The sequence below is a fragment of the Streptodolium elevatio genome (assembly GCF_040649515.1).
Classification (GTDB): Bacteria; Actinomycetota; Actinomycetes; order Streptomycetales; family Streptomycetaceae; genus Yinghuangia; species Yinghuangia elevatio.
The window spans coordinates 1-23,631 of sequence record NZ_JBEZFP010000139.1 but is presented as its reverse complement, the minus strand read 5'-3'; the positions used below and the strand labels follow the sequence as shown (position 1 = coordinate 23,631).

At 71.4% G+C, this 23,631-nt stretch carries 21 protein-coding genes; 9 read left to right on the top strand and 12 right to left on the bottom strand.

What is annotated here, in order from left to right; translation table 11 throughout:
* Nucleotides 1–54: 54 nt before the first annotated feature.
* Complete coding sequence (locus AB0C36_RS35550) at nucleotides 55–783, bottom strand: SDR family oxidoreductase (RefSeq protein ID WP_358362502.1); 729 nt, start codon at nucleotides 781–783, stop codon at nucleotides 55–57.
* Nucleotides 784–884: 101 nt separating this feature from the next.
* On the opposite strand from AB0C36_RS35550, the gene AB0C36_RS35545 reads away from it, so the two are divergent.
* On the top strand, nucleotides 885–1,496 hold the full coding sequence (locus tag AB0C36_RS35545; RefSeq protein WP_358362500.1) for a TetR/AcrR family transcriptional regulator: 612 nt from the start codon (nucleotides 885–887) through the stop codon (nucleotides 1,494–1,496).
* Nucleotides 1,497–1,655: 159 nt separating this feature from the next.
* Here AB0C36_RS35545 and AB0C36_RS35540 read toward each other — a convergent pair whose 3' ends face one another.
* The 7 genes from AB0C36_RS35540 to hemL form a co-directional block, all read right to left on the bottom strand.
* Nucleotides 1,656–2,378, bottom strand: a complete 723-nt coding sequence (locus AB0C36_RS35540; RefSeq protein ID WP_358362498.1) for an SH3 domain-containing protein — start codon at nucleotides 2,376–2,378, stop codon at nucleotides 1,656–1,658.
* 856 nt (nucleotides 2,379–3,234) lie between these two features.
* The gene (gene ccsB / locus AB0C36_RS35535; RefSeq protein WP_358362503.1) at nucleotides 3,235–4,320 is read right to left on the bottom strand and encodes a c-type cytochrome biogenesis protein CcsB; all 1,086 of its coding nucleotides are present in this window, start codon (nucleotides 4,318–4,320) and stop codon (nucleotides 3,235–3,237) included.
* Nucleotides 4,321–4,391: 71 nt separating this feature from the next.
* Entirely contained in the window at nucleotides 4,392–6,233 is a 1,842-nt protein-coding gene (gene resB, locus AB0C36_RS35530; RefSeq protein WP_358362496.1) for a cytochrome c biogenesis protein ResB, read from the bottom strand.
* A 1-nt stretch (nucleotide 6,234) separates the two neighbouring features.
* Nucleotides 6,235–6,987, bottom strand: a complete 753-nt coding sequence (locus tag AB0C36_RS35525) for a cytochrome c biogenesis CcdA family protein (RefSeq protein WP_358362495.1) — start codon at nucleotides 6,985–6,987, stop codon at nucleotides 6,235–6,237.
* A 3-nt stretch (nucleotides 6,988–6,990) separates the two neighbouring features.
* Nucleotides 6,991–7,581 (bottom strand): TlpA family protein disulfide reductase, encoded by a 591-nt coding sequence (locus AB0C36_RS35520; RefSeq protein ID WP_358362493.1) that lies wholly within the window; start codon nucleotides 7,579–7,581, stop codon nucleotides 6,991–6,993.
* Nucleotides 7,582–7,736: 155 nt separating this feature from the next.
* Nucleotides 7,737–8,396 carry a histidine phosphatase family protein gene (locus AB0C36_RS35515; protein ID WP_358362492.1) on the bottom strand — a complete coding sequence of 220 codons (660 nt, stop codon included), beginning with the start codon at nucleotides 8,394–8,396 and terminating at the stop codon, nucleotides 7,737–7,739.
* Between the two features lie 103 nt (nucleotides 8,397–8,499).
* A complete protein-coding gene (gene hemL / locus AB0C36_RS35510) occupies nucleotides 8,500–9,828 on the bottom strand; it encodes a glutamate-1-semialdehyde 2,1-aminomutase (protein ID WP_358362490.1) in 1,329 nt (442 codons plus the stop codon).
* A 599-nt stretch (nucleotides 9,829–10,427) separates the two neighbouring features.
* Here hemL and AB0C36_RS35505 point away from each other — a divergent pair.
* The 4 genes from AB0C36_RS35505 (at nucleotide 10,428) to AB0C36_RS35490 (ending at nucleotide 14,002) form a co-directional block, all read left to right on the top strand.
* Nucleotides 10,428–10,868 (top strand): hypothetical protein, encoded by a 441-nt coding sequence (locus AB0C36_RS35505; RefSeq protein ID WP_358362488.1) that lies wholly within the window; start codon nucleotides 10,428–10,430, stop codon nucleotides 10,866–10,868.
* A gap of 184 nt (nucleotides 10,869–11,052) precedes the next feature.
* Nucleotides 11,053–11,763, top strand: coding sequence for a TetR/AcrR family transcriptional regulator (locus AB0C36_RS35500; protein ID WP_358362486.1), 711 nt, complete (start codon nucleotides 11,053–11,055; stop codon nucleotides 11,761–11,763).
* Entirely contained in the window at nucleotides 11,760–12,695 is a 936-nt protein-coding gene (locus AB0C36_RS35495; RefSeq protein WP_358362484.1) for a TauD/TfdA dioxygenase family protein, read from the top strand. Before AB0C36_RS35500 ends, AB0C36_RS35495 begins: the two co-directional genes overlap by 4 nt.
* 128 nt (nucleotides 12,696–12,823) lie before the next feature.
* Nucleotides 12,824–14,002, top strand: coding sequence for a low temperature requirement protein A (locus AB0C36_RS35490; RefSeq protein WP_358362483.1), 1,179 nt, complete (start codon nucleotides 12,824–12,826; stop codon nucleotides 14,000–14,002).
* Nucleotides 14,003–14,027: 25 nt separating this feature from the next.
* Here AB0C36_RS35490 and AB0C36_RS35485 read toward each other — a convergent pair whose 3' ends face one another.
* Genes AB0C36_RS35485 through AB0C36_RS35470 form a run of 4 tightly spaced genes read right to left on the bottom strand, consistent with a single transcriptional unit; the run spans nucleotide 14,028 to nucleotide 18,376 of the window.
* Entirely contained in the window at nucleotides 14,028–15,647 is a 1,620-nt protein-coding gene (locus tag AB0C36_RS35485; protein ID WP_358362481.1) for an acyl-CoA synthetase, read from the bottom strand.
* Between the two features lie 4 nt (nucleotides 15,648–15,651).
* Complete coding sequence (locus AB0C36_RS35480; protein WP_358362479.1) at nucleotides 15,652–16,503, bottom strand: SDR family oxidoreductase; 852 nt, start codon at nucleotides 16,501–16,503, stop codon at nucleotides 15,652–15,654.
* Complete coding sequence (locus AB0C36_RS35475) at nucleotides 16,500–17,192, bottom strand: nitroreductase family protein (protein ID WP_358362477.1); 693 nt, start codon at nucleotides 17,190–17,192, stop codon at nucleotides 16,500–16,502. Before AB0C36_RS35475 ends, AB0C36_RS35480 begins: the two co-directional genes overlap by 4 nt.
* Nucleotides 17,193–17,221: 29 nt before the next feature.
* Complete coding sequence (locus tag AB0C36_RS35470) at nucleotides 17,222–18,376, bottom strand: CaiB/BaiF CoA transferase family protein (RefSeq protein WP_358362475.1); 1,155 nt, start codon at nucleotides 18,374–18,376, stop codon at nucleotides 17,222–17,224.
* Nucleotides 18,377–18,471: 95 nt separating this feature from the next.
* On the opposite strand from AB0C36_RS35470, the gene AB0C36_RS35465 reads away from it, so the two are divergent.
* The 4 genes from AB0C36_RS35465 (at nucleotide 18,472) to AB0C36_RS35450 (ending at nucleotide 23,594) form a co-directional block, all read left to right on the top strand.
* Entirely contained in the window at nucleotides 18,472–19,071 is a 600-nt protein-coding gene (locus AB0C36_RS35465) for a TetR/AcrR family transcriptional regulator (RefSeq protein ID WP_358362474.1), read from the top strand.
* A gap of 87 nt (nucleotides 19,072–19,158) precedes the next feature.
* Nucleotides 19,159–20,334, top strand: coding sequence for a cytochrome P450 (locus AB0C36_RS35460; RefSeq protein ID WP_358362472.1), 1,176 nt, complete (start codon nucleotides 19,159–19,161; stop codon nucleotides 20,332–20,334).
* Nucleotides 20,335–20,745: 411 nt separating this feature from the next.
* Entirely contained in the window at nucleotides 20,746–22,683 is a 1,938-nt protein-coding gene (locus tag AB0C36_RS35455; protein WP_358362471.1) for a protein kinase domain-containing protein, read from the top strand.
* Between the two features lie 89 nt (nucleotides 22,684–22,772).
* On the top strand, nucleotides 22,773–23,594 hold the full coding sequence (locus tag AB0C36_RS35450) for an LAGLIDADG family homing endonuclease (protein WP_358362469.1): 822 nt from the start codon (nucleotides 22,773–22,775) through the stop codon (nucleotides 23,592–23,594).
* Nucleotides 23,595–23,631: the final 37 nt, after the last annotated feature.

Genomic DNA, 23,631 nt, shown 5'->3' with positions numbered 1-23,631 from the left:
GGATCGTCGTGCGGCCCAGATGTGGATGGGCCGCACGACGATCCCGAGGGGTGGTCAGCGACCCATGGGGAGGTTCGCGCCGCCGGTGACGTCGAGCACGACGCCGCTGATGAACCCGTTGGCGGCCAGTGCGTACACGGCCTCCCCGATCTCGGTGGCCTGCCCGACGCGTCCCACCGGCGTGGTGGCGGCGAGGCCCTCGAAGAACGCGGTGCGCTGGGCCTCCGGGACCCGGCTCCACCACGGTGTGTCGACCACTCCCGGCGAGACTGCGTTGACGCGCAGAGGAGCCAGTTCGGCCGCGAGCGGGGGCACCATCGCCTCCAACGCGCCGTTGATCGCGGCCAGTCCGGCCGTGCCGGGGAACGCCGCGCGGGCCGAAGCCGCCGTGATGAAGGTGACCGATCCGTCCTTGCGGAGCGTGGGCAGCGCCGCTTGGAGTATCCGTACATACGGCCAGAACTTGCCGTCGAATCCGGCCGCGAGCTCGGCCAGGTCGAGGTCCGCGAACGGGCCGGCCCCGGACGAGCTGCTCAGTGCCAGGACCAGGTGGTCGACGGCACCGGCACTCGCGAAGAAGTCCGCGACCTGCGCCGGGTCCGCGCCGTCGAGGCGGTGCCCGGCGGCCTTGCCGCCGATGCGCCGGACCGCGGCGTCCAAGCGCTCCTGGTCGCGGCCGGTGACGACGACCTCGCCGCCGTCGGCCGCGAACCGGGTCGCGGCCGCCTCGCCGATGCCGGAGCTGCCGCCCATGACCACGATCCGCTGCCCGTTGACGTTCATGACGTGCCTGCCTTTCCAGCTGTTCCTCTTGCCGAGACTTTTGGTCTCGACATGAAGCATTGTCGAGACTGGCAGTCTTGTCAACGAGTACAATGTTGGGCATGACACCGTCTTCCGGTCAGAACGCCCAGGCAGATCGCCCGCACACGGGCCGCCGCCGCAACGAGCGGGTGCGCGAGGCGATCCTCGCCGCCGCGATGGACCTGCTCGCCCACTCCGACGGCACCCCGGTCACCGTCGACACGATCGCCCGCGCCGCGGGGGTCGGCAAGCAGACCATCTACCGCTGGTGGCCGTCCAAGGGCGCGGTGTTCCTCGACGCGCTCAGCGAACGGGCCGCCACCGTGGCCCCCGAGGTCGACACCGGCGCCCTCGCGGGCGACCTGGAGGCGTTCGTCACCGCGACCTTCACCGGAGCGGCGGCACCCGAGACCGCCCCCGTCCTGCGGTCACTCGCCCGTGAGGCCGCCCACGACCGGCACCTCGCCGGCATGATGAGCGAATTCACCGCCGCCCGCCGCGCCGCGCTCCGCGACATCCTCGAACGGGCGGGCAGGCGAGGCGAGTTGGCAGGCGACGCGGACCTGGACCTGATGGTCGATCAGGTCTACGGAGTGCTCTGGTACCGCCTCATCCTCGACCACGCGCCGCTCACCGCCGACGTGGCGGTACGGCTGGCACGTACCCTCGTGGCCGCCTCCGCCGCCAGGTGACTCGGGCGGCTCCCCTGGGCACCTTTCGCATGAGCGCTCGAAGTCCCGTTCCATGTCCGGCCCGTCTCGACCACAGCGCGACGGGTGCACCAGGCGATCGACGCGATCGTCATCGCCGCCAGCCACATCTGGGCCGCACGACGATCCGAAGGAAACGGCCTAACAGGCGGGGACCAGGCGCGTGACGTCGGCACTGGTCAGCACCCAGCCGTCCGAGACGTAGCCGGTACGCCCGTCCGGGATCACCACCTTGTTCCAGGTCTGCGTGGTGCGGCCCGTGAAGGACACGACGCTCGGCCCGGTGGTGTGGCAGACCAGGGTGACCGGCGTGTTGTTGGGGAGCGAGGCCACCAGATCGGCGCGCTGCGTCGGGGCGCTGCGGACCAGGAGGGTGTACTGCTTCGCGTACGCGGTCCGCGCATTCGCCGGCGCGGGCTCGGTCGGGGCCGGCGGGGGCTCCGGCCGCGGCGCCGGCGGGGCGGTGGTCGGGGCCGGGCTCGGGGTGGGACTCGAAGGAGGCGGCGCGGGAGGCGACGGCTCCGGAGCCTGCTCGGTCGGCGGCGCGGCCGGTGTCGGCGTGGTCTGGATCTCCGCCGAAGGCCCGGCGGCGGCAACGAGACCCGGCTCGTTGGGAGGCGCCGGAGGCACGGCACCCCCGTTCGCCGAAGGGGACTGGGAACGGCCGGGCGACCTGGCCCCCTCGCCCACCATCACATCCGCGGCGATCCAGGCGACGATCGCGAGAACGACGAAAGTCAACGCCGCCCCGGTCCGCGACCCGGTCGCGCGCAGTATTCGGGCCGCGGCACGCCGACGCCACGCACGCAGCCGGTCGGGGTCGCCGCCGCGGGCCCGGTGGCGCCCCTGCCTGAGGATGTCCACGGCCACCTCCCCGAGACCTGGTCCGTTCCATACTCCCCCAGCCTGTTGCTCGTTCCAACGGCGCAGAAGGGGCGCATGCCAACATCGCACCCCCGAATCCGAAACACGCAGTTGCCCCGGTACCAAAGTGGCCAACGTGCCCCAAGCGACACCACGAAGACCCGCTGGACGCCCTCAGGATGGCAGTCCGTCGCGCGGCCCCCTCCGACCGAACGCGTCCGCCACGCACAGCCGTTCCAACCTCCGCGCACCCACACCCCGGGCGGCGCGCGGAACGTACAAACACGGGGCAGCCGACGCGGCGTCGTCGGCGTACGTCTAGCAGTACGCGTCAGCCGCGCGGCCGTTCTGGCACCCGCGCGTCACGCGCCGAGTGCGTCCGCTCAAACCGCGTACACCCCGCGGCGCGCGCGTAGTTGGCCATGGCCCCGGGGCACACGTGAGGTGCAACGGCTCCAATCCGCCACATCTGACACTTGCCGCTCCGCGCAGCCGCGTCATGCGGGCGCGCGGAACGTACGGCTGCGCTAGGGCCCACGCGTGGCCACCCAACACCCGCCCGCAACTCAGACGTTGGTGTGCAGCCCGTCAGCGCGCGACCCTGGGCCGAGCGGCGCGGCCAAGGCTCGCCACGACGGGGTTTCGCGCCCAACGTCGCCCGTAGACATGGCTCGTCACCAAGACCTACTGGTACACGGTCGCCGGGCCCGCAGTCGGCGCGGCGCGGCCATTCGGGCGCGGCGCAGCCCAAAAAGCCGTACCCAACGGCGAAAGAACCCCCGTGCTCACGACGCGCCGCCGTGCCGCGTGGGCATGTACCGAGTCGAGCGGTCACGTACGGGGTGCATCGGCGCGGTCAGACGCCGGCGTAGGAGTGGAGGCCGTTGATGAACATGTTCACGCCGTAGTAGTTGAAGAGGAAGCAGGCGAACGCCAACAGGGAGAGCCAGGCGGCGTTGCGGCCCTTCCAGCCGCCGGTGGCGCGGGCGTGGAGGTAGGCGGCGTACGCGACCCAGGTGATGAAGGACCAGGTCTCCTTCGGGTCCCAACCCCAGTAGCGGCCCCAGGCGTTCTCCGCCCAGATGGCGCCGGCGACGACGGCGAAGGTCCACAGCGGGAAGATCAGCGCGTTGACGCGGTAGGCCGTCTTGTCGAGCGAGTTGGGGGACGGGATGCGCTCCATGATGGTGTCCCACGGGCGCGTCGCGGGGGCCGGGGCGGCCATGCGCTTGTTGTAGCTGTCCTTCATCAGGTACAGGATCGACGCGAGCGCCCCGATGTGCAGCGCGCCGAACGACACGATCGCCGTCGACACGTGGATCCACAGCCAGTACGAGTGCAGCGCCGGGACGAGTTGCTGGGTGTCGGTGTAGAGGACCGTGATCGCCACGCCGAGCGTGGTGATGACCGGCAGCAGCACGAACAGTCCGAGCCAGCGCACCGGGCGGCGGGTCAGCAGGATGAGGAACGCGGCGACGACCATGAGGGCGACCGAGGTGGAGAACTCGTACATGTTGCCCCACGGCGCCCGCTTCACCGCGAAGCCGCGGGCCAGCAGCGTGCCCGCGTGCAGCAGGAACGCCAGCACCGTGAACGCCACGGCGGTGCGGCCGAAGCGGTCCGAGCGGTCGCTGCCGCGGGTGACGTCGCCCCCGTCGTCCGCGCCGTCGCCGTCGTGCCCGGCGTCGCGCACCACGACGACGGGACGCTCGGCGAGCGCCACCGCGGACGCGGACTCGCCGGTGGCGGAACCGCCGTACGCGGCGGCGATCGCGGCGGCCGGGGCCACCGGCCTCGCGGGCGCGGCCTGGGCCGGCACGCGCTCGGCCGACGCCTCCGCGAGCGCCGCGGACTGCTGCGCGACGCGGCTGCGGCTGCCGAACACCCACTCCGCGCAGAAGGCGAAGAAGGCCAAGGTGTAGACGGCGATTGCCGAATACATGCACCAGTTGCTCAACTGGGCCAGGTTCTCGTTGACGGCGTTGACCGTCTCGTCAGCGCTGAGAAGCACGCCTAGTCCTCGTCCTTCTTCTCTCGGTCGGCCGTCTGCGCGTCGGCCCCATCCGGCTCGGTCCCGTCCGGCTCGGCCGCGGGCGGCGCGGCCGCATCCGGCCCGGCCTTCCCCGGCTCCGCCTCGTCCGGCGCCACGGCCCCGTCACCGGCACCGTCCGCCGCCTTGTCCGGGCCGACGTCCGCAGCGTCGTTCGCAGCAGCGTCCGCGGCGGTGCCTCCCGTCGAAACGACAGGTGCCGCCGCCCGCAGATCGTCCACGAGAGCCCGCACCTCCTGTCCCAGACCGCCGCCTTCGGTACGCGTCAGTCCGGCGACCTCCACGACGGTACGCCCGTCGGGTCCCGCCACCGCACGCACCCACATGCGGCGGCGGCGTACGAACAGCGACAGCACCAGGCCGACGATCGCGGCGATCACGCTGTAGAGCGCGACCTCCTTGCCCGGCTCCTTCGAGATCTGGAAGTTGGCCCACGGCTTGACGCCGTTGAAGGTGATCGTCGAACCGTCGGGCAGCGTCTTCGTGTCGCCGGGCACCAGCCCCTCGGCCCACGGCGAGCCGTCCGCTTTCTTGTACTGCTCCATGGCCTTGGTGTTGAGCCGGAACACCGACTGCGGCACGCCTGCGTCGACGCCGAGGCTGCCGTGGTACGCGGTGACGATCAGCGCCGGGTTGTCCAGCGACGGGAACGTCGAGTACCAGCCCTTGCTGGGGTCCACCATCGCGGTCGGCGTGAAGATGCCGTCGAAGCCGATCTGCTGGAGGCCCTGGCTGACGTCCGGCACCTTGATGACGCCGGTCGACGTGCGGTTGCTGTCCTGCGGCAGGAAGACCACGGGCCCGCTGAGGACGATCTGGCCGCTGGAGTCGCGGACCGTGACGTCGGGCGCGTACCCGGTGCCGAGCAGGAAGACCTTGGTGTTCCCTATCGTCAGCGGCTCGTTGACCTTGATCTTGCCGGACCTCGGCTCGCCCTCGGCGCCCTCCCAGTACTCGACGGTCGCCTCGAAGTCGCGCGGCGCGCCCTTCTGGGTGCCGAGCCGCTCGAAGGTCTGGTCGAGCTTGGTGAGCCGGAAGCCGAACGACTCCATGTTCTTCTCGTCGAAGAGCGCGCCGGACTGGAAGTCGTCGTACTGCGTGAAGGAGTTGGCGAAGCCCTCGGGCGAGCCCTCGACCAGGATCTTGCCGCCCTGCCCGGTGTAGAGCTTGCCGAGCAGGAACGCGAGCAGCACGCCGATCAGCGCGATGTGGAAGAGGATGTTGCCGGTCTCCCGGGCGTAGCCCTTCTCCCCCGCGACCGAACCGGCCGACGGGTTCAGGCGGAAGCGGCGCTTCTTGAGCTGCGTGCGCGCCGCGGCGAGCACGGTCTCCGGGTCGGCCTCGGTACGCCAGGTCGCGTACGCCGGCAGCCGCTCCATCCGCCTGGGCGCCTCCGGCGGCCTGCTGCGCAGCACCTTCGCGTGCGCCCACGCCCGCGGCACGATGCACCCCGCGAGCGAGACGAACAGCAGGATGTAGACGGAGGCGAACCACCACGACGAGAAGACGTCGAACAGCTGGAGCTTGTCCATCCATTCGGCACGGCCGGGGTGGTCGCGGAAGTACTGCGAGACCTTGAGCGGGCTCACCGTGCGCTGCGGGATCACCGAGCTGGGGATGGCCGCGAGGGACAGCAGCAGGAGCAGGATCAGCGCGACCCGCATCGAGGTGAGCTGCCGCCACATCCAGCGCAGCCAGCCGCCGGGTCCGAGTCTGGGCTGCTGGATGTCGTACCGGTCCGGCTGAGGCGCCGTGGACATGCCGGCGTCGGCGGCCCGCTTATCGGATTCGGTGTCGATGGTCACGTCAGATTCCGATCGTGTATCCGCTGGCCCATGCCTGCATTTCGCGGATGATCCGGTCCCAGACCCCGGTGACCATCAGCAGGCCGAGCAGGACGAGGAGACCGCCGCCGAGGCGCATCACCCACACGTAGTGCCGCTTGACCCACGCGAACGCGCCGAGCGCCTTGCGGAAGGCAAGCGCCGCGACGACGAACGGGAGGCCGAGCCCCAGGCAGTACGCAACCGTCAGGACGGCGCCGCGGTTCGCGCTGCCCTGGTCGATCGACAGCCCGAGCACGGCGCCCAGGGTCGGGCCGATGCACGGCGTCCACCCCAGTCCGAAAACCACGCCCAGCATAGGCGCGCCCGCGAGGCCGAGCGTCGGCTTCTGGTGGATCCGGAACTCGCGCTGCATTCCGGGCAGGACGCCCATGAAGGACAGCCCCAGCACCACGGTGACCGCGCCGAGCACCCGGGTTATCACCTTCTGGTGCTCCATCAGCGTGCTGCCGAAGTAGCCGAAGGCCGCGCCGAACGAGACGAACACCGCGGTGAAGCCGAGCATGAACAGCAGCGCGCCGGCGAGCAGTCGGCCGCGCCGGGCGTCCTTCAGGTCGGCGCCCGAGACGCCCGTCACGTACGAGAGGTAGCCGGGCACCAGCGGGAGCACGCACGGCGAGAAGAACGAGACGAGGCCGGCGAACAGCGCGATCGGTATGGCGAGCAGGATGGACCCGCTCGTCACCGTCGTGGTGGGGTCGGCCGCCAGGAGCACGGCTCAGCTCCCGTTCAGCAGCGGGTCGATCATCATGCGCAGGTCGTCGACGGTGACCGCGCGCAGCGAACGCGCGGCGATGCGGCCCTCCTGGTCGATCACGAGCGTGCTCGGGATCGCGGCCGGGTTGAGGTCGCCCTTGAACTTGAGGATCTGGCGGCCCTCCGGGTCCCAGATGCTCGGGTACTCGATCTGGAAGTTCTCCTCGAACCGTTTCGCGTTCGTCTCGGTGGCGTCGCGCGTGTTGATGCCGAGGAAGACGACGCCCTTGTCCTTGGTGTCGGCGGCGACCTTCGCGAGGTTGGGCGCCTCGCCCCGGCAGGGCGCGCACCACGAGCCCCACACGTTGAGGACGACGACCTTGCCCTTGAAGTCGGCGAGCGAGACGGCCTGTCCGTCGAGCGTCTTGCCGGAGATGTTCGGGGCGGCCTTGCGGTCGCCCGCCGCGACCTGCTTGATGCCCTTGCCCTCGACGTATCCCTGCTGGTCCGCGTTCGCTTCCTTGCCGCCTCCGTCACTGCCGCATCCGGCGAGGACGAACACGGCAACGGCGGTCAGCGCGGCGGCGCGGAGGATCGGTCGTCGTGTGAGCATGTGAAAAGTTTCGCATGGGGTTCGGAGGGCTCTGCACCGGGTCCGCAAATCGGGCCCGGGCGGCGCCCCGTGTCAATCCCTTTGCTGCGGATGCCCCGGGAACGCCGCCGCCATTTGGGCTTTCTGCACCATTTGCCCGAAATGACCAAGGGTCCTCAGGCGCCGAACTGCTTGCCCTGCTGCTGGAGTTTGGCCGGCAGCAGGTCGCGGGCCGGCTCGGTGTAGCCGACCGAGACGATCTTGTCGCCCTCGTACGTGAACGTCGTCAGCGACGCCAGCGAGCACTGCCGCCTGCGCGGGTCGTGCCACAGACGGCGGCGCTCCACGAAGGACCGCGTCACCCAGATCGGCAACTGGTGGCTCACGCACACCGCCTCGTGGCCGCGCGCGATGTCCCGGGCCCGGCCCAGCGCGCCCATGACCCGCACGACCTGCTCGATGTACGGCTCGCCCCACGACGGCTTGAACGGGTTGCGCAGGTACCGCCAGTACTCCGGCTTGCGCAGCGACCCGTCCCCGACACCGAAGGTCTTGCCCTCGAAGATGTTCGCCGCCTCGATGAGCCGGTCGTCGGTGGCCACCTCCAGGCCGTGCCGCGCGGCTATCGGCGACGCGGTCTCCTGGGCCCGGTCGAGCGACGACGCCACCACGTGCGTGATGTCGCGCGAAGCGAGGTGGTCGGCGACCCGCTCGGCCATCTTCACGCCGAGCTCGGAGAGGTGGTAGCCGGCCAGGCGGCCGTACAGCACGCCCTCCGGGTTGTGCACCTCGCCGTGGCGCATGAGGTGAACGATCGTCACATCGCTGCTGGACATCGTCGGTTGCTCTTCCTGTGCGGTCCTGGGACGCCGGTACGCGCGGCGCCGGCACCCGCGGCCTCCGGACGCGCGCGGTGTGCACCGCACGCGCCGCTCCGCCTTATGCCGTCGCCTCCGCCGCGGCCCGTGCGGCCCGCGGCAACGCCTCGAGAATACGTTCGACGGCGGCGTCGTCGTGCGCCGCCGACAGGAACCACGCCTCGAAGGCACTCGGAGGGAGGTACACGCCGCTGTCCAGCATCGCGTGGAAGAAGGCGGAGTACCGGAACGACTCCTGGGTGCGCGCCTGGTCGTAGTCGGTCACCGGGCGGTCGGTGAAGAACACCGAGAACATGTTGCCCGCGTTGGAGACCGTGTGCGCGACCCCCTCCTTGGCCAGCGCCTCGGAGACGGCGGTGCGCAGCACGAGGGACGTGCGGTCGATCTGCTCGTAGACCGCGTCGGTGCAGTGGCGCAGCGTCGTGACGCCGGCCGCCGTCGCCACCGGGTTCCCGGACAGCGTGCCCGCCTGGTAGACCGGGCCGGCCGGAGCCAGGTGGGCCATGACGTCGGCCCGCCCGCCGAAGGCCGCGGCCGGGAAGCCGCCGCCCATCACCTTGCCGAAAGTGAGCAGGTCGGGGGTGACCCCCTCGACGCCGTACCAGCCGGCCTTCGAGACCCGGAAGCCCGTCATGACCTCGTCGGAGACGAACAGCGCGCCGTGCTCCCGGCACAGTTCGGCGAGCCCCGCGTTGAACCCGGGCGCCGGTGTGACGACGCCCATGTTGCCGGGCGCGGCCTCGGTGATCACACACGCGATCTCGTCGCCGTGCGCGGCGAACGCCGCGCGTACCGCCGCCAGGTCGTTGTACGGCAGCACGAGCGTGTCGCCCGCCTGCGCGCCGGTGACCCCGGGCGTGTCCGGCAGCGCGAAGGTGACGAGCCCGGAGCCGGCCGCGGCCAGCAGCGCGTCCACGTGGCCGTGGTAGCAGCCCGCGAACTTGACCACCTTCGAGCGGCCGGTGAACCCGCGGGCCAGCCGGATCGCCGACATCGTCGCCTCGGTGCCCGAGGTGACCAGCCGCACCTGCTCGACGGGCGCGACGCGGGCGACGATCTCCTCGGCGAGCTCCACCTCGCCCTCGCCCGGCGTGCCGAACGACGTGCCGCGCGCCACGGCCGCGGTCACCGCCTCGACGACGGCCGGGTGCGCGTGGCCGAGGATCATCGGGCCCCACGAGCACACCAGGTCGACGTACTCGCGGCCGTCGGCGTCGGTGAGGTACGGCCCGCGCCCGGACGCCATGAAGCGCGGCGTGCCGCCGACCGCGCGGAAGGCGCGCACCGGGGAGTTGACGCCGCCCGGCGTCACCGCTCTGGCCCGGTCGAACAGGGCCTGGGACGCGGGGGCATCGGAGGGATAGGACGGGAGGTCACTGGCTGCGCTCACGCTGCCATGTTCTCACTGCGCGCGCCGCCGACCCGCAACCCTGGGAATGTCGGGAAAATCGACCCTGAGGCGGAGCCGGACGAGCGGAAACGGCCGGTATTATCAGACGATCCGTCACCTGCCATCGCGCGAGTCCCTCAATCCTCGTGTCGGCAGGGCAGTGCGGCAGTCGGACAGGGGCAGCGCGGTATTCAGGGCAGGCGGGGTGCGCGTGGCGGCGAGGACGCGGACGGGCCTATGGTCCGTGGGTCGACGACGGCCCGATTCACGCGCGGCGACCGCGTGGCGGCACCCCCGTCGTTCCCGGAGTCCCCGAGGACGCTGCACCGGCGAACCGTCCGCCGATTCCCACCAGGCTTTGCGGCACTGGCATTTGCCCGATATGTCGAGCCCGCCGGGGGGTTCCTGACGCTCCTTCGGAAAAGCCGGTTCCCGACACCGACGAGTGGTGCACACCTGTTACCTAACCGCCGTGCCTCGCGTACGACGGACCTGGGACGATCATCTGCGGGTCGCACACACGTCACGTCGGAGCACCCCACCCCGAGACCAGTACCAGGTCGGCACCAGTACGGCGGAAGCATGAAAGGAGGCGGCCGGTGGGAGTGACGTACGAGTACTTCGGCGCGCCGGACCGCGCCGCCGCCGCTCGGGTCCCCCCGCTCATCGACCCCCTCGACCCGTGCGAGCCGCGCGAGCGGCCCAGCAACTCGTACATCAGCAACGTCAAACCGGAGACGGTCAGTGCGATGGTGCTGTCGCTGCTGGGCGACACCCCGCGCGAGGCCACTCCGCCGCTGGAACTGGTGGTGCTGCATCCCGCGCACGCCGTCATGCAGCTCCCGCCGATACTGCTCGAGGTGCTGCGCAACGCGACGGACGAGGAGTTGGGCGCGGCGGCCTTCATCTGGTCGACCGTGCCGGACCGCAGGATCCCCAGGGACGCGTACCTCCTCTACCGGATGCTGCACGACTGGACCGCGTTCGCGCACGAACTCCACCGTGCGGGCGACCAGTTGTACTGCCTGATGCATTCCTGAACCGCGGTCGGCCCTCCGCCCCGGGTGCGCCCCGAAATCCGCACCCGACTCCGGAACCGCCTGGCGACACGTGTCGACACGAGGCGCCTCCCCCCGGGAGGCGCCTCACGCGTTCCCGGAGCCGGGGCGGAATCGGATGCCTAACCCACTTGAGTTATTAACCCAGGCGCTTTAACTTGTGCCCATGAGCGTGGAGACGGTGGCCGGGAACGGCCGGGGCGCGGCGGCCCGGCTCGGCATGATCGAGGTGGCGGAGCGGCTGTTCGCCGAGCGCGGCGTCAACGGCGTGTCGCTGCGCGAGATCGGCACCCAGGCCGGCCAGCGCAACACCGCTGCCGCGCGGTACCACTTCGGCTCCAAGGAGGCCCTGGTCGACGCGGTGTTCCGGCACCGCATGGAGCCGATCAACGAGCGGCGCCTCGGATACCTCGACGACCTCGACCGCGACGGCCGCGGCCACGATGTCCGGGGCCTGGTCGAGGCGTTCCTGCACCCGCTCGCCGAGACCGCCCTCGGCGAACCCGGCAACCCCAGCTGGTACCTGCGCTTCTGCGTCAACGCCGGCCTCCTCGAAGGCATCGCGGTCGCCGACCTCGGCCGCGAGGAGTGGACGCGCGGCGTGCACATCGTCCGCACCCGCCTGGTCGAACAGCTCGACCACGTACCGCGGAAGCTGCGCGCGGACCGCTGGATGCTCCTCGCCGGGTACGTCGGCCACGCCCTCGCCAACCGCGAAACGCTCATCCAGTACGGCCGGGCCGCGAGCCTGGCCCCGCGCCCGGTGTTCCTGGCCCACCTCACCGACACCGCGGTCGCCCTCACCACCGCGCCCGTCTCCCCCGAGACCGCGGCCCACCTGCACGAGAACCCGCACCAGAACCGGAGGACACCGTGACGACCACATCCGACGCCGCGACCCCGACAACGCCCGACAGCGCGCTCGGCCTCGACATACGCCCGATGGCCGGGCACATCGGCGCCGAGATCCTCGGCGTCGACCTGTCCGCACCGCTCGACCCGGCCCTGGTCGCCGAGATCCGCGCGACGCTGCTGAAATGGAAGGTCGTCTTCTTCCGCGACCAGGACATCACCCAGGCCCAACACCTGGCGTTCGCCCAGGCGTTCGGCGAGCCCACCAAGGCGCACCCCACGCTGCCCTCGCAGTTCCCCGACTACCCCCAGATCCTGCTGCTCGACAACCAGCAGATGGGCGGCGGCGGTGGCATGGGCGGCGGCGGTTCGGTGGAGAGCCGCTGGCACACCGACGTCACCTTCATCCCCAACCCGCCGATGGGCTCCATCCTGCGCGGCGTCGTCGTGCCCCCGTACGGCGGCGACACGCAGTGGACCAACCTCGCGGTCGCGTACGACCGGCTCTCCCAGCCGATCAAGGACGTCATCGACGGCCTGCACGCGGTGCACCACAACACGCTCCCGATGAAGCGCGGCGAACTGCCCGGCCAACTCGCGAAGGTCTTCCTCGGCGACGGACTGCGCTCGGTGCACCCGGTCGTGCGCGTGCACCCGGAGACCGGCGAGAAGATCCTGTTCGTCAACCCGAACTTCACCAGCCACATCCTCGAACTCACCCGCAACGAGGGGCGCCACCTGCTCGCGCTGCTCTACGAGCACCTGCAGGACGCCGAGTTCACCGTGCGCTTCCGCTGGCAGCCGGGCAGCATCGCGTTCTGGGACAACCGCGCGACCGCGCACCTGGTGCCCACCGACGTACCGGCCGGCATGCACCGCTCGATGCAGCGCATCACCATCGCGGGCGACCTCCCCAAGGGCCCCGACGGATTCGAGTCGCACGCGCTCGAAGGCTGATCCCGGGATCCGTGCGGCCGCGGCGCACGGTCGCGGCGCGGGCACGGTGCGGGGTACGGGCGGGGTACGGGGCGGACTACCGCCGCGTACCCCGCACCCCAGCCCGAAGCGGGGCAGATAATGACGCCGTGACCCTCCCCAAGTCCGGGCCGGACGAGGCAGTCCAGTCCGCGGAACGCGTCTCCACCCTCGAGCTCTTCTTCGACCTCGTCTTCGTCTTCACCGTCACCCAGCTCACCGCGGCGCTGGCCCGCGACCTGACCCTGACCGGGATAACCCGCGTCGTCATCATGCTCGCGATCCTGTGGTGGATGTACAGCGGGCACGTGTGGCTCAACAACGCGGCCCCGCCGACCACGCCCGCGCGACGCTGCCTCCTGATGATCGGCATGGCCGGTTTCCTCGTCGTCTCGCTGGCCATCCCGCACGCCTTCGTCGACGGCGACAGCGCGACCGCCTTCGGCTGGGGCTACCTGGTCGTCGCGCTCGTGCACACCGCGATGTTCGCGACCTCCGGCGCCGGACGGGCGGCCCTCGCCCGGATCGCGCCGGTCAACCTGGCCAGCGCCGTCCTCGTGGTGGTCGGCGCCTACCTCGAGGACACCACCCAGATCGCCACCTGGGCCGCGGCCGCGGTGGTGCAGATCGCCGCGCCGCACCTGCTCGACGCGATGCGCTTTCCGCTGCGCGCCGGACACTTCGTGGAGCGCCACGGGCTCGTCGTGGTCATCGCCCTGGGCGAGTCGGTCATCGCCATCGGCGCCGGCGCGCAGGGCCTGGAGCTCGACCTCAAGCTGATCGCCACCGCGGTGCTCACCCTCATGCTCTGCTTCGCGCTGTGGTGGGCGTACTTCGGCGACGACGAGGAATCACGTACCGCCGAGGCGATGGACGCCATGCCGCTGCGGGCCCGCAGCCTGCGTGCCCTGACCGTCTACGGGTACGGCCACTACGCGCTGCTGCTCGGCATCCTGCTGTTCGCCGCCGGGGTCAAGAGCGCGGTCGCCCACCCCGCGGACCGCCTCGACGCCGCCCAGGCCTGCTCGCTCGCCGGCGGACTCGCGCTGTTCCTGGCCGCGAACGTGGTGACCCGGTTCACCTTCCGCATCCACCCGAACAGCTATCGGGTCGGCGCCGTCCTGTCCCTCGCCGCGACCATCCCGCTCGGCATGTTCGCCTCGGCTCTCGCCGAAGTCGCGGCGATCGTGGCGGTGTTGACGGTCGCCGGGGTCCTGGAGACGCAGCGCTACCGCGACCCGCGCGAAGCGGCCGCCGAGGCGGACCCCGGCGGCAACCTCCGCGTCTGACCGCACGTCCGGACCTGCCGGACGCCTACGAGGCGCCGGCCGCCTGCGACGCCTTGACCGCCACGTCCTTCGCCCACCGGTAGTCGGGTTTGCCGGCCGGGGAGCGCGGGACCGCGTCGACCACGACCAGGTCCCGCGGAACCTTGTAGCCGGCGATCAACGAACGGCTGTGTTCGGCCAGTTCGTCGATCGTGACGGCGTGCCCCTCGCGCACCGAGGCCACCGCGGCGACGCGTTCGCCGAAACGGGCGTCCGGGACGCCGACCACGACCACGTCGTACACCGCCGGATGCGCCTTCAGGACGCCCTCGACCTCCTCCGGATACACCTTCTCGCCACCGGTGTTGATGCACACCGAACCGCGGCCGAGCAGGGTCACCGTGCCGTCGTCCTCGACCCGTGCGTAGTCGCCGGGCACCACCCAGCGCACGCCGTCCGGGTCGACCGGGAAGGTCGCCGCGGTCTTGTCCGGGTCCTTGTAGTAGCCGACCGGGATGTACCCGGTCCGCGCCATCCGGCCGGTCTCCCCCACGCCCACCGGGCGGAGATCGTCACCGAGGACCGCGGTCTGCGGCTTGAGCGGGAACCGGCCCGCGGCGTTCTGCGCGCTGCCCGCGCCGAACTCCGAGGCCCCGAAGCCGTCGGAGATGTAGAGGTCCGGCAGCAGACCGCGCAACTGCTCCTTGACCGCCGGGGACAGCAGCGCGCCGCCCGAGCCGATCACGCGCAGACTGGACGCGTCGTACCCGCCCTTCGCGAGCTCGTCCGCGATCGGGCGCGCCATCGCGTCCCCGACCAGCATCATCGTCACCGCGCGCTCGCGCTCGACGGTACGCAGGATCTCCGCCGGGTCGTAGCGGTGGCCGGTCCACAACACCGCGGTCCCCGCACCCATCAGCGTGATCCAGGTGACCCACTGGCCGTTGCCGTGCATCAGCGGCGTCGTGAGCATCTGCACCACCGCGGGCAACTCGGCCTTGAACGCCAACTCGCCCGGCTCCGCTATCGGTTCGCCACCGAAGTTGCCGCCGCCCATCGCCGAGCAGAAGATGTCCTCGGCACGCCATTCGACGCCCTTGGGGAAGCCGGTGGTCCCGCCCGTGTAGACCATGTAGCGGTCGTCGGGGGAACGCGGGCCGAAGTCGCGGTCCGGGGAGGCCGCGTCGAGCGCCTTCTCGAAGTCGACCAGCGCGACGGCGCGCCCGTCCGCGCCGGTCAGCGCCTCGGGGCCGCCGTCGGTGCCGTCCTCCAGGGTGAACACCGTGCGCAGCAGCGGGGAGTCGGGAGAGACCGCGGCGACCTTGGGCAGGTACTCGCGCTCGACGACCAGGGCCTTGAGGTCCGCGTTGTCGAAGATGTAGCGCAACTCGTCCTCGACGTACCGGAAGTTCACGTTGATCGGCACGGTGCGCGCCTTGAACGCGCCGATCATCGCCTCCATCCACTCCGCACGGTTGCGGGCGTACACGCCCACGTGGTCGCCCGGTTCGAGGCCGGCGGCCGCGAACGCGTGCGCCACCCGGTTGGCGCGCTCGTCCAGTTCGCGGTAGCTCAGCCGTACCTCGCCCGCGACCAGGGCCGTGCGGTCCGGACACGCGTCCGCGACGACCTCGAACAGGTCCGCGAGATTGAACGCCGGTGCCACGTGCTCAGCTCCCCTCGGCCACGACGCCGCGCAGGCCCTCAGGACCGAACACGGGCTCCAGGACACTGGTGAAGTCCGGGCCGCGGCGCAGGTGGTGGCCGCCGTCCACGTTGACGACCTGCCCGGTGATCCACGTCGACTGCGGACCCACCAGGAACGCGGCGAGCGCCGAGATGTCCTCGGTCTCGCCGAACCGGCCCAACGGCGTGCACTGGAGGTAGTCGTCCAGCAGCGGCCCGCCGTCGGTGATCATCTGGACCATGTCGGTGCGCACCAGGCCGGGGCGGATGCTGTTGACGCGTACGCCGCTCGCCCCCAACTCGTCGGCGGCCAACTGCACGAGGTGGTCGATCCCGGCCTTGGAGACACCGTACGCGCCGAACCAGCGGTGCGTGTTCGACGACGCGACCGACGAGATCGCCACGAACGAGCCGCCCCCGCCGCGCACCATGTGCCGAGCGCTGTGCTTGAGCACCAACATCGTTCCGGTGACGTTGAGTTCGACGGTGTCGCGCCAGCGCTGCGTGTCGATCTGGGTGATCGGGCCCATCGTCGAGTTGCCGCCGGCGGACGCCACGACCGCCTTGAGCGGACCGAGCGAAGCGGCCTGGTCCACGGCCGCCTTGGTCTGCGCCTCGTCGGTGACGTCGGCGACCGCGTACCCGACCCGCACACCGGGCGCCGCGGCCTTCTCGATCTCCGCGACCGCGCCCTTGAGGCGGTCCTCGCTGCGGCCCGCGATCGTCACGTGCGCACCGTCGGCGGCGAACCGCAGCGCGCAGCCCAGGCCGATGCCGCTGCCGCCGCCCGACACGAACGCGGCGGAACCCGACAGCGGAAGCTCGGTGGTGGTCACTTGTTCTCCTCGGAAGTGGTGGGCTCGGACGTGGCGGGCCACAGCGGCGCCGGGACCTCGAAACCGACCGGCGCGCCCCACGCGTTGCGGTACGCGACCTCGTGCGCGGGCGTACGCGGCGCGACCCCCCACTTTCCGGTCGGGTAGCCGAACGACACGCAGCACGCCATGTGCCAGCGCTCGTCGGCCGGAACACCCAGGATGCGGGCGACCTCGTCGCGGTGCGCGATGCCCAGCACGGCCGTCAGCGCCGACCCGACACCGTCCGCGCGGGCCGCCAACTGCGCGCTCCACACCGCGGGGAAGATCGAGCCGCCGGTCGAGTCGTGCTGCGCGAAGCCGAACAGGAACAGCGGGACCTGCTCGAAGTTGTCAGCGAGCCACTGCGACGACCGCTGCACGCGGATGAACTGCCTGGACTCGGCGGAGTCCGGATCGGCCTCGGCGGCGGCGATCCTGGGGGCGTACAGCGTCTTCCACAGGTTGGCCATCGCCTCCCGGTACAGCGGGCCGATCTGCGCCTTCACGCCCGGGTCGTCGACGAGAAGGAACCGCCAGCTCTGCGAGTTGCCGCCGCTGGGCGCGCGGACCGCGGCATCGAGGATGCGGGCCTGCACGTCGAGCGGAACGGGCTCCGCCGTGACCCGGCGCATGGCACGTGTCGTGTAGAGCGCCTCGTGGATGTCCATCGGTCTCCTTGCTGGATCGCTGAGTCGGGTCAGACCACGGCGCCGGCCGCGCGCAGGCGGGCGATCTCGTCGGCCGACAGGCCCCAGGCGGCGAGCGCGGCGTCGGTGTCGCCGCCGTCCTCGGCCGGGCCCGGGTTGACCGGACGCGCCGGAACCGCGGCGGGAGTTCCGCCGAAGCGCGGCGCCGGGGCCGGCTCGGGCAGGCCCCCGACGTCGTGGAAGGCCCCGCGCGCGACGTGGTGCGGGTGGGCCGGGGCCTCGGCCGGGGCCAGCACGGGCGCGAAGCACGCGTCGGTGCCTTCGAGGAGTTCGCACCACGCGTCGCGGGTGCGGGTCGCGAACACCTCGGCGAAACGGGCCTTCATCGCGGGCCACGCCGTGCGGTCGTACTGCTTCTCGAAGACCGGGTCCTCGGACAGGCCGAGCCGGGCCAGGAGTTCGGCCCAGAACTGCGGCTCGATCGAACCGACCGCGACGTACTTGGCGTCGGACGTCTCGTAGACGTCGTAGAACGGCGCGCCGCCGTCGAGCATGTTGGTGCCGCGGGGGCCGAGTCCACCGCCCGCGGCCATCGTGAACCACGTCGCGCCGAGCAGCGCCGCGCCGTCGATCATCGCCGCGTCCACGACCTGGCCCTGCCCGCTGCGCCATGCCGAAAGCAACGCGCTGACCAGGCCGTACGCGAGCAGCAGCCCACCGCCGCCGAAGTCGCCGACCAGGTTGAGCGGAATGCTCGGCGGCTGCCCCGCGCGGCCGATCGGCTCCAACATGCCGGCCAGCGCGATGTAGTCGATGTCGTGTCCGGCGGCCTTGGCGAGCGGGCCGTCCTGGCCCCAGCCGGTGAGCCGGCCGTACACCAGGCGCGGATTGCGCTCCAGGCAGACGTCGGGGCCCAGGCCGAGGCGCTCCATCACACCCGGCCGGAACGGCTCGACGACGGCGTCCGCCTCCGCGATCAGGCGCAGCGCGGTGGCGACGCCGTCGGGCGACTTGAGGTCCAGCGCCGCGGAGCGCTTGCCGCGGTTCATCGGGTTGCGGGACGGGCCGTCGAAGCCCTTGCGGGCGGTGTCGGCGCGGTCGATCCGCAGCACGTCCGCGCCGAGGTCGGCGAGCAGCATGCCGCAGAAGGGGCCGGGGCCGAGGCCCACGAACTCGACGACACGTATGCCTGCAAGGGGTCCCACTATGCCTCCCGGCCTGGCTTCGGTTGAGACACGTGCACTGGATCTGACGAGACGTCAGACTAGACTTCAGTCTCATCCGGAGGCAAGATCGCACCATGGCCCCGTCCAACACCACCATCACCCTGACCCGCGCCCTCACCCGCGACCAGCAGGCGCGGCGCGAACGCCTGGTCAGGGCGGCCCTCGAACTCGCCGCCGAGGGCGGCTACGCATCCGTGACCATGCACGACGTCGCGGACCGCGCCGGGGTGGCACGGGCCACGGTCTACCGCTACTTCACCTCCAAGGACCACCTGCTCTCCGAGGTCTCCGCGCTGTGGATCGGCCAGGTCATCGACGGCCTCACCGACCAGTACCTGCCGGACGACGGCGCCGGGCGGCTCGCCACCATGCTCTGCCGCCTCGTCGAGGTCAGCGCCGAGAACAAGCTCCTCACCGAGGCGATCCTCCAGGCGGCGACCTCGCGCGACCCGTCGGCGGAGTCGTCGCAGCGCACCTTCGCGGGCACCATCGTGCGCATCACCGACCTGGCGCTCGGCGTACCCGCGACCGCCGAGGAGCAGGCGCACATCGCCGACCTGCAGACCGTCCTCGGGCACGTGCTCCTCTCCGGCCTGCTGAGCCTGTCGCACCGGGGACGCAGCACCGAGGAAGTGCAGGACCTGATGCGCACCGCCGTACGGCTGGTGCTGTAGGTCCACCCCGCCCTGCGGCCCCGGGGCGCGCCACGCCCCGCCGCCGCACGACACGTGACACCTGTGACCCGCCACGGAGGCCCGACGATGACAGAGCCCCAGCGCCGCATCAACCTGCTCGACCGCGACTGGTACGCGGGCGACCCGTACGCCGACTACGCCTGGCTGCGCGAGAACGCGCCCGTGTACTACAGCGAGGAGGCCGGCGTCTGGGGACTCACCCGGCACGCCGACGTCCTGATGGCCGAGCGCAGCCCCGACATCTTCTCGTCCGCCGCGGGCTCGCGCCCCAAGGTCGGACCGCAGCCGTCCATGATCGACTCGGACGACCCGCAGCACTTCCGCCGCCGCAAGCTCGTCTCCAAGGGCTTCACCATGCGGCAGATCGCGGCCATGGAGGACCACGTCCGCGAGATCGTCACCACGCTCATCGCGCGCATGCTCGCCCAGCCCGAGCGCAAGGCGGACCTGGTACGCCAGTTCGCCGCCCCGCTGCCCATGACGATGATCGGCGAGATGCTCGGCGTCGACCACGACCACCTCGACCAGCTCCAGCACTGGGCCGACGTCATGGTCATGCTCTCCGACGGCGGCGAACTGAGCTACAAGGCCGGCGAAGCGTTCACCGAGTACGTCGAGTACACCACCAAGGTCATCGAGAACCGCCGCGAGAACCCCGGCACCGACGACCTCATCGGCATCCTCGTGCACGCCGAAATCGACGGCGAGAAACTGGACTTCAGCGAACTGATCGGCGAGTCCCTACTGCTCCTCGTCGGCGGGAACGAGACCACCCGCAACGTCATATCCGGCGGCCTCGCGCAACTCGTCGCACACCCGGACCAGATGGAGAAGCTGCGCACCGACCCCTCGCTCGTCCCGGGCGCGGTCGAGGAATGCCTGCGCTGGGTCTCGCCGGTGGTCAACATGGCCCGGCAGACCACCCAGGACGTCGAATTGCACGGGGTCACCATCCCGGCCGGCGAGACCGTGATGCTCCTGTACGGCGCCGCCAACCGCGACGCGGAGATCTTCCCCGACCCCGAGGTGTTCGACGCGTTCCGCACCCCGAACAACCACCTCGCGTTCGGCAACGGACCGCACTTCTGCCTCGGCGCGGCGCTCGCACGGCTGGAGATCAAGGTGGCCTTCGAGGAGATCCTCAAGCGGCTGCCGGACCTCGCACTGGAGGAGGGGGTCACGCTGCACCACCACCCCAGCTCTTTCATCCGCGGCCTGGCCGAGATGCCGGTTACGTTCTGATTTTCAGCTAGCTGTCGCTTTTGCTGGCCTCGGCGGCTCGTACCTGAGCCCGCGCGGCGGCTGCGGGGCGGCCGGAATCCGCGGGTACGCACGTACCGGGACCGCCGCCGACAGACCCCGGACGGCGGCGGGGTGCGCGGGTCACGGGAGCACCCGCACACCGCCGCCGTCCGGCACCCCGGAGCGATCTCCGGGCACCCGGCGGCGACTCCGGGAGTCGTACGGACACCTCCCACGGCCCGGTCCGGCACCGCACGAGCCGCGGCGACCGCCCTCCGCGGCCCCGTCCGACGCGTACCGGCGGACGGCGTGATCCGGACGGTAAGCGCCCCGACCCCCGAGCGACGTATCCTCACCCGTGGTGCCGCGGGGAGCGTCGGGACGATCGGGGGAGACAAGGGGGCATGCCGGGTGCGAGCGCTTGACCGGGACGACCCGAGGGAGATCGGCGGCTACCGCCTGCTGCGCGTACTCGGCGCGGGGGGCATGGGGCGCGTGTACCTGGCGCGCAGCCCCGGGGGACGCACGGTCGCCGTCAAGGTGATCCGCCCCGAACTGTCCGACGACGTCGGCTTCCGCAACCTCTTCCGCCGCGAGGTCGCCGCCGCGCGACGCGTCGGCGGCGCCTGGACCGCCCCCGTCATCGACGCCGACACCGAGGCATCCCGCCCGTGGCTGGTCACCGGCTACGTCGCCGGACCCTCCGTGTACGAGGCCGTCGAACGGCACGGGCCGCTGCCCGAATCGTCGGTGCGCACCCTGGGCGCGGGCCTCGCCGAAGCACTCATCGCCATCCACGGCACCGGGCTCATCCACCGCGACCTCAAGCCGACCAACGTGCTCCTGTCGCTCGACGGGCCGCGCGTCATCGACTTCGGCATCTCGCGGGCCCTGGACGCGAGCGTGCACACCCGTACCGGCGCCACCGTCGGCTCACCGGGCTTCATGTCCCCCGAACAGATCGACGGCCGCGACGTCGGCCCCGCGACCGACGTCTTCTCACTCGGATCCGTACTGGTCTTCGCGGCCACCGCGGAAGGGCCCTTCGGCGCCGGCAGCGGACAGGCACTGATGTTCCGCATCGTCTCGAAGTCCCCCGAACTCGGTGCCGTGCCCCCGGCGTTGCGCGACCTCATATCCGCCTGCCTGGCCAAGTTCGCCGGCAACCGGCCGAGCCCGCAGGAACTCCTCGCGCACTTCGCCCCCGGCGGCTCCACCGCCGCCCTCGTCGCCCCCGGCTGGCTGCCCGGACCACTCACCACCGACCTGAGCCGCCGCGCCATCGCCCTCCTGGAGATCGACGAACTCGCCGGCGACGACATCGCACCTCCCGAGGACTGGACGTCGGCCGACCACTGGCCGTCCCTCAAGACGGCACCGACGCAGCCGCCCTCGCGCTACGACGAGACGCAGCCGCCGTCACAGCACGGACCGCGCACCCCACCGCCGATGCCGCGGGTCGCACCCCAGGTCGCGCCGCAAACCGGAGCCGTCCCGCGCATGCCGTCCGCCGCACCGCGGCCCGCGGCCCCGGCGTTCCCCCCGGCGGCGCCTGCGCCCGCCGCGCCGCCGCAGCCTCCCGGCGGGCCGGCTCCGTCCCGCGAGTCCGCGACCGCCCCGGTGCCGGTTTTCGCGAGCGCGCCCGCCGCACCGCCGCCATCGGGTGCCCGGTACGACCAATACCCGGCCCCCGAGCCGTTCCCGGCCCGCGCGAAGGGCGAGAGACGCGGAACACCCTGGCTCTACCTCTCCGCGATCGCGGGCGCGATCGCCATCATCAGCACCTCGGCCCTGATCGCCCGCTCCGACGCCGCGGACAAGGACACCCCGAAGGCGCCGTCGGCGCCCGCCGACACCCGGAGCCCGCAGGCCACACCCCAGTCCCCCGCCGGCTCCGGCTCCGGTGGGACCGCCTCGTCCCCGGGCACCGCCGGTCCCACCGGCGGCACCGCCCCCGGCCCGAGCACGGGCAACGCCGCGGCCAAGATCCCCGACGGCTACCTGGGCAAGTGGACCGGCACCATCATCAGCCAGGGCTCCCGGCAGTCGACCTTCACCATCACGATGCACCAGGCGAACGACAAGGGCGTGGTCGCCGAATCCAGCGCCGACATCCCCGAGTTGGAATCGGACTGCACCAGCAACTCCCGGCTGATCTCCGTCGACAACGGAGTCGTCAAACTCCAGGACGTACCGGACGGCCGCCCGCAGCCCAGCCTCCTCGGGATGCCCGCGTGCTCCAACGGCGGTCAGATCACCCTGAAACTCGACCCCGCCGGCAACACCGTCCACTGCGTCATCACGAGCACCGGCTCCGGCAACCCCGAGGGCACCCTGCGCCGCACCTGACGCAAGGCGCCACGCCGACAGTTACCCCGAACAGGTGATCCGCGTCGGTTTCGCGGGACGAACACACGTTCGCGCACGACGGTTGGGCCATGAGATTCATGGACCTCACCCAGCCCGAGTACTCCTACATGTTCGGCTTCCTCCAGGCCGACGGCACCCTGTCCGCAGGCCCCGGCGACAAGGGGAAGCTGACCGTCGAGCTCTCCCGAACCGATCGCGAAATCCTGCTGCGGTTCCAGGAGTTGTGCCCGTACCCGAGCAGCGTGCGCGACCGTACGCGCAACACCAACTTCAAGGACAACCACCAGGCGAGCACGTGGACCATGTGCTCGTTCGAGGGCCGGACGATGCTCTTCGCGCTTGGCATGCCCTACGGGAAGAAGTCGCAGATCATCAGGCCGCCCACCGGACCGCACCGAGCACGGGACTACGTACGGGGCCTGGTCGACGCGGACGGCTCGGTGGGATTCACCGCAAAGGGGCCGCCGTTCGTGAGCCTGACGACGTCGAGCGACGCGATCAAGGACTACTTCGTCGAGTTCTGCCACGGCATCAGCGGTGCGGAGCGCAGTCCGAACCGGAATCGACGGGACAACGTGTACAACATCGTCTACTTCAACGAGCACGCGGTCGCCATCGCGAAAGCGCTGTACTACGACGGCGCGCTGGCCCTGCCTCGCAAGGCCGAGAAGGCCGCCATGGCGACGGCCTGGACCCGGCCACCCGCCCAGCCGCGACCCAGGACCCCGCAGCGCCCCTGGACTCCGGACGAGGATGCCGTGGTCCTGACCCGGAAACCGCGATTCGCGGCCGCCATCCTTGACCGCAGCGCCGCCAACTGCAGCTTGCGGGCCTCGAAATTGCGGAAACTGATGGCGGCGAGCCGACCCGGACCGCTCGGCTCGGCGTAGCACGCGGCGCGTGGTGGCGGGGCGATTGCCCCGCCAC

What these genes read in the sequence shown, in the direction of transcription:
- AB0C36_RS35520 (WP_358362493.1), bottom strand. Translation starts at nt 7,581, where the DNA reads ATGCTCACACGACGACCGATCCTCCGCGCCGCCGCGCTGACCGCCGTT.
- AB0C36_RS35500 (WP_358362486.1), top strand. Translation starts at nt 11,053, where the DNA reads ATGAGCGTGGAGACGGTGGCCGGGAACGGCCGGGGCGCGGCGGCCCGG.
- AB0C36_RS35545 (WP_358362500.1), top strand. Translation starts at nt 885, where the DNA reads ATGACACCGTCTTCCGGTCAGAACGCCCAGGCAGATCGCCCGCACACG.
- AB0C36_RS35475 (WP_358362477.1), bottom strand. Translation starts at nt 17,192, where the DNA reads ATGGACATCCACGAGGCGCTCTACACGACACGTGCCATGCGCCGGGTC.
- ccsB (WP_358362503.1), bottom strand. Translation starts at nt 4,320, where the DNA reads ATGTATTCGGCAATCGCCGTCTACACCTTGGCCTTCTTCGCCTTCTGC.
- AB0C36_RS35465 (WP_358362474.1), top strand. Translation starts at nt 18,472, where the DNA reads ATGGCCCCGTCCAACACCACCATCACCCTGACCCGCGCCCTCACCCGC.
- AB0C36_RS35460 (WP_358362472.1), top strand. Translation starts at nt 19,159, where the DNA reads ATGACAGAGCCCCAGCGCCGCATCAACCTGCTCGACCGCGACTGGTAC.
- AB0C36_RS35450 (WP_358362469.1), top strand. Translation starts at nt 22,773, where the DNA reads ATGAGATTCATGGACCTCACCCAGCCCGAGTACTCCTACATGTTCGGC.
- AB0C36_RS35515 (WP_358362492.1), bottom strand. Translation starts at nt 8,396, where the DNA reads ATGTCCAGCAGCGATGTGACGATCGTTCACCTCATGCGCCACGGCGAG.
- AB0C36_RS35550 (WP_358362502.1), bottom strand. Translation starts at nt 783, where the DNA reads ATGAACGTCAACGGGCAGCGGATCGTGGTCATGGGCGGCAGCTCCGGC.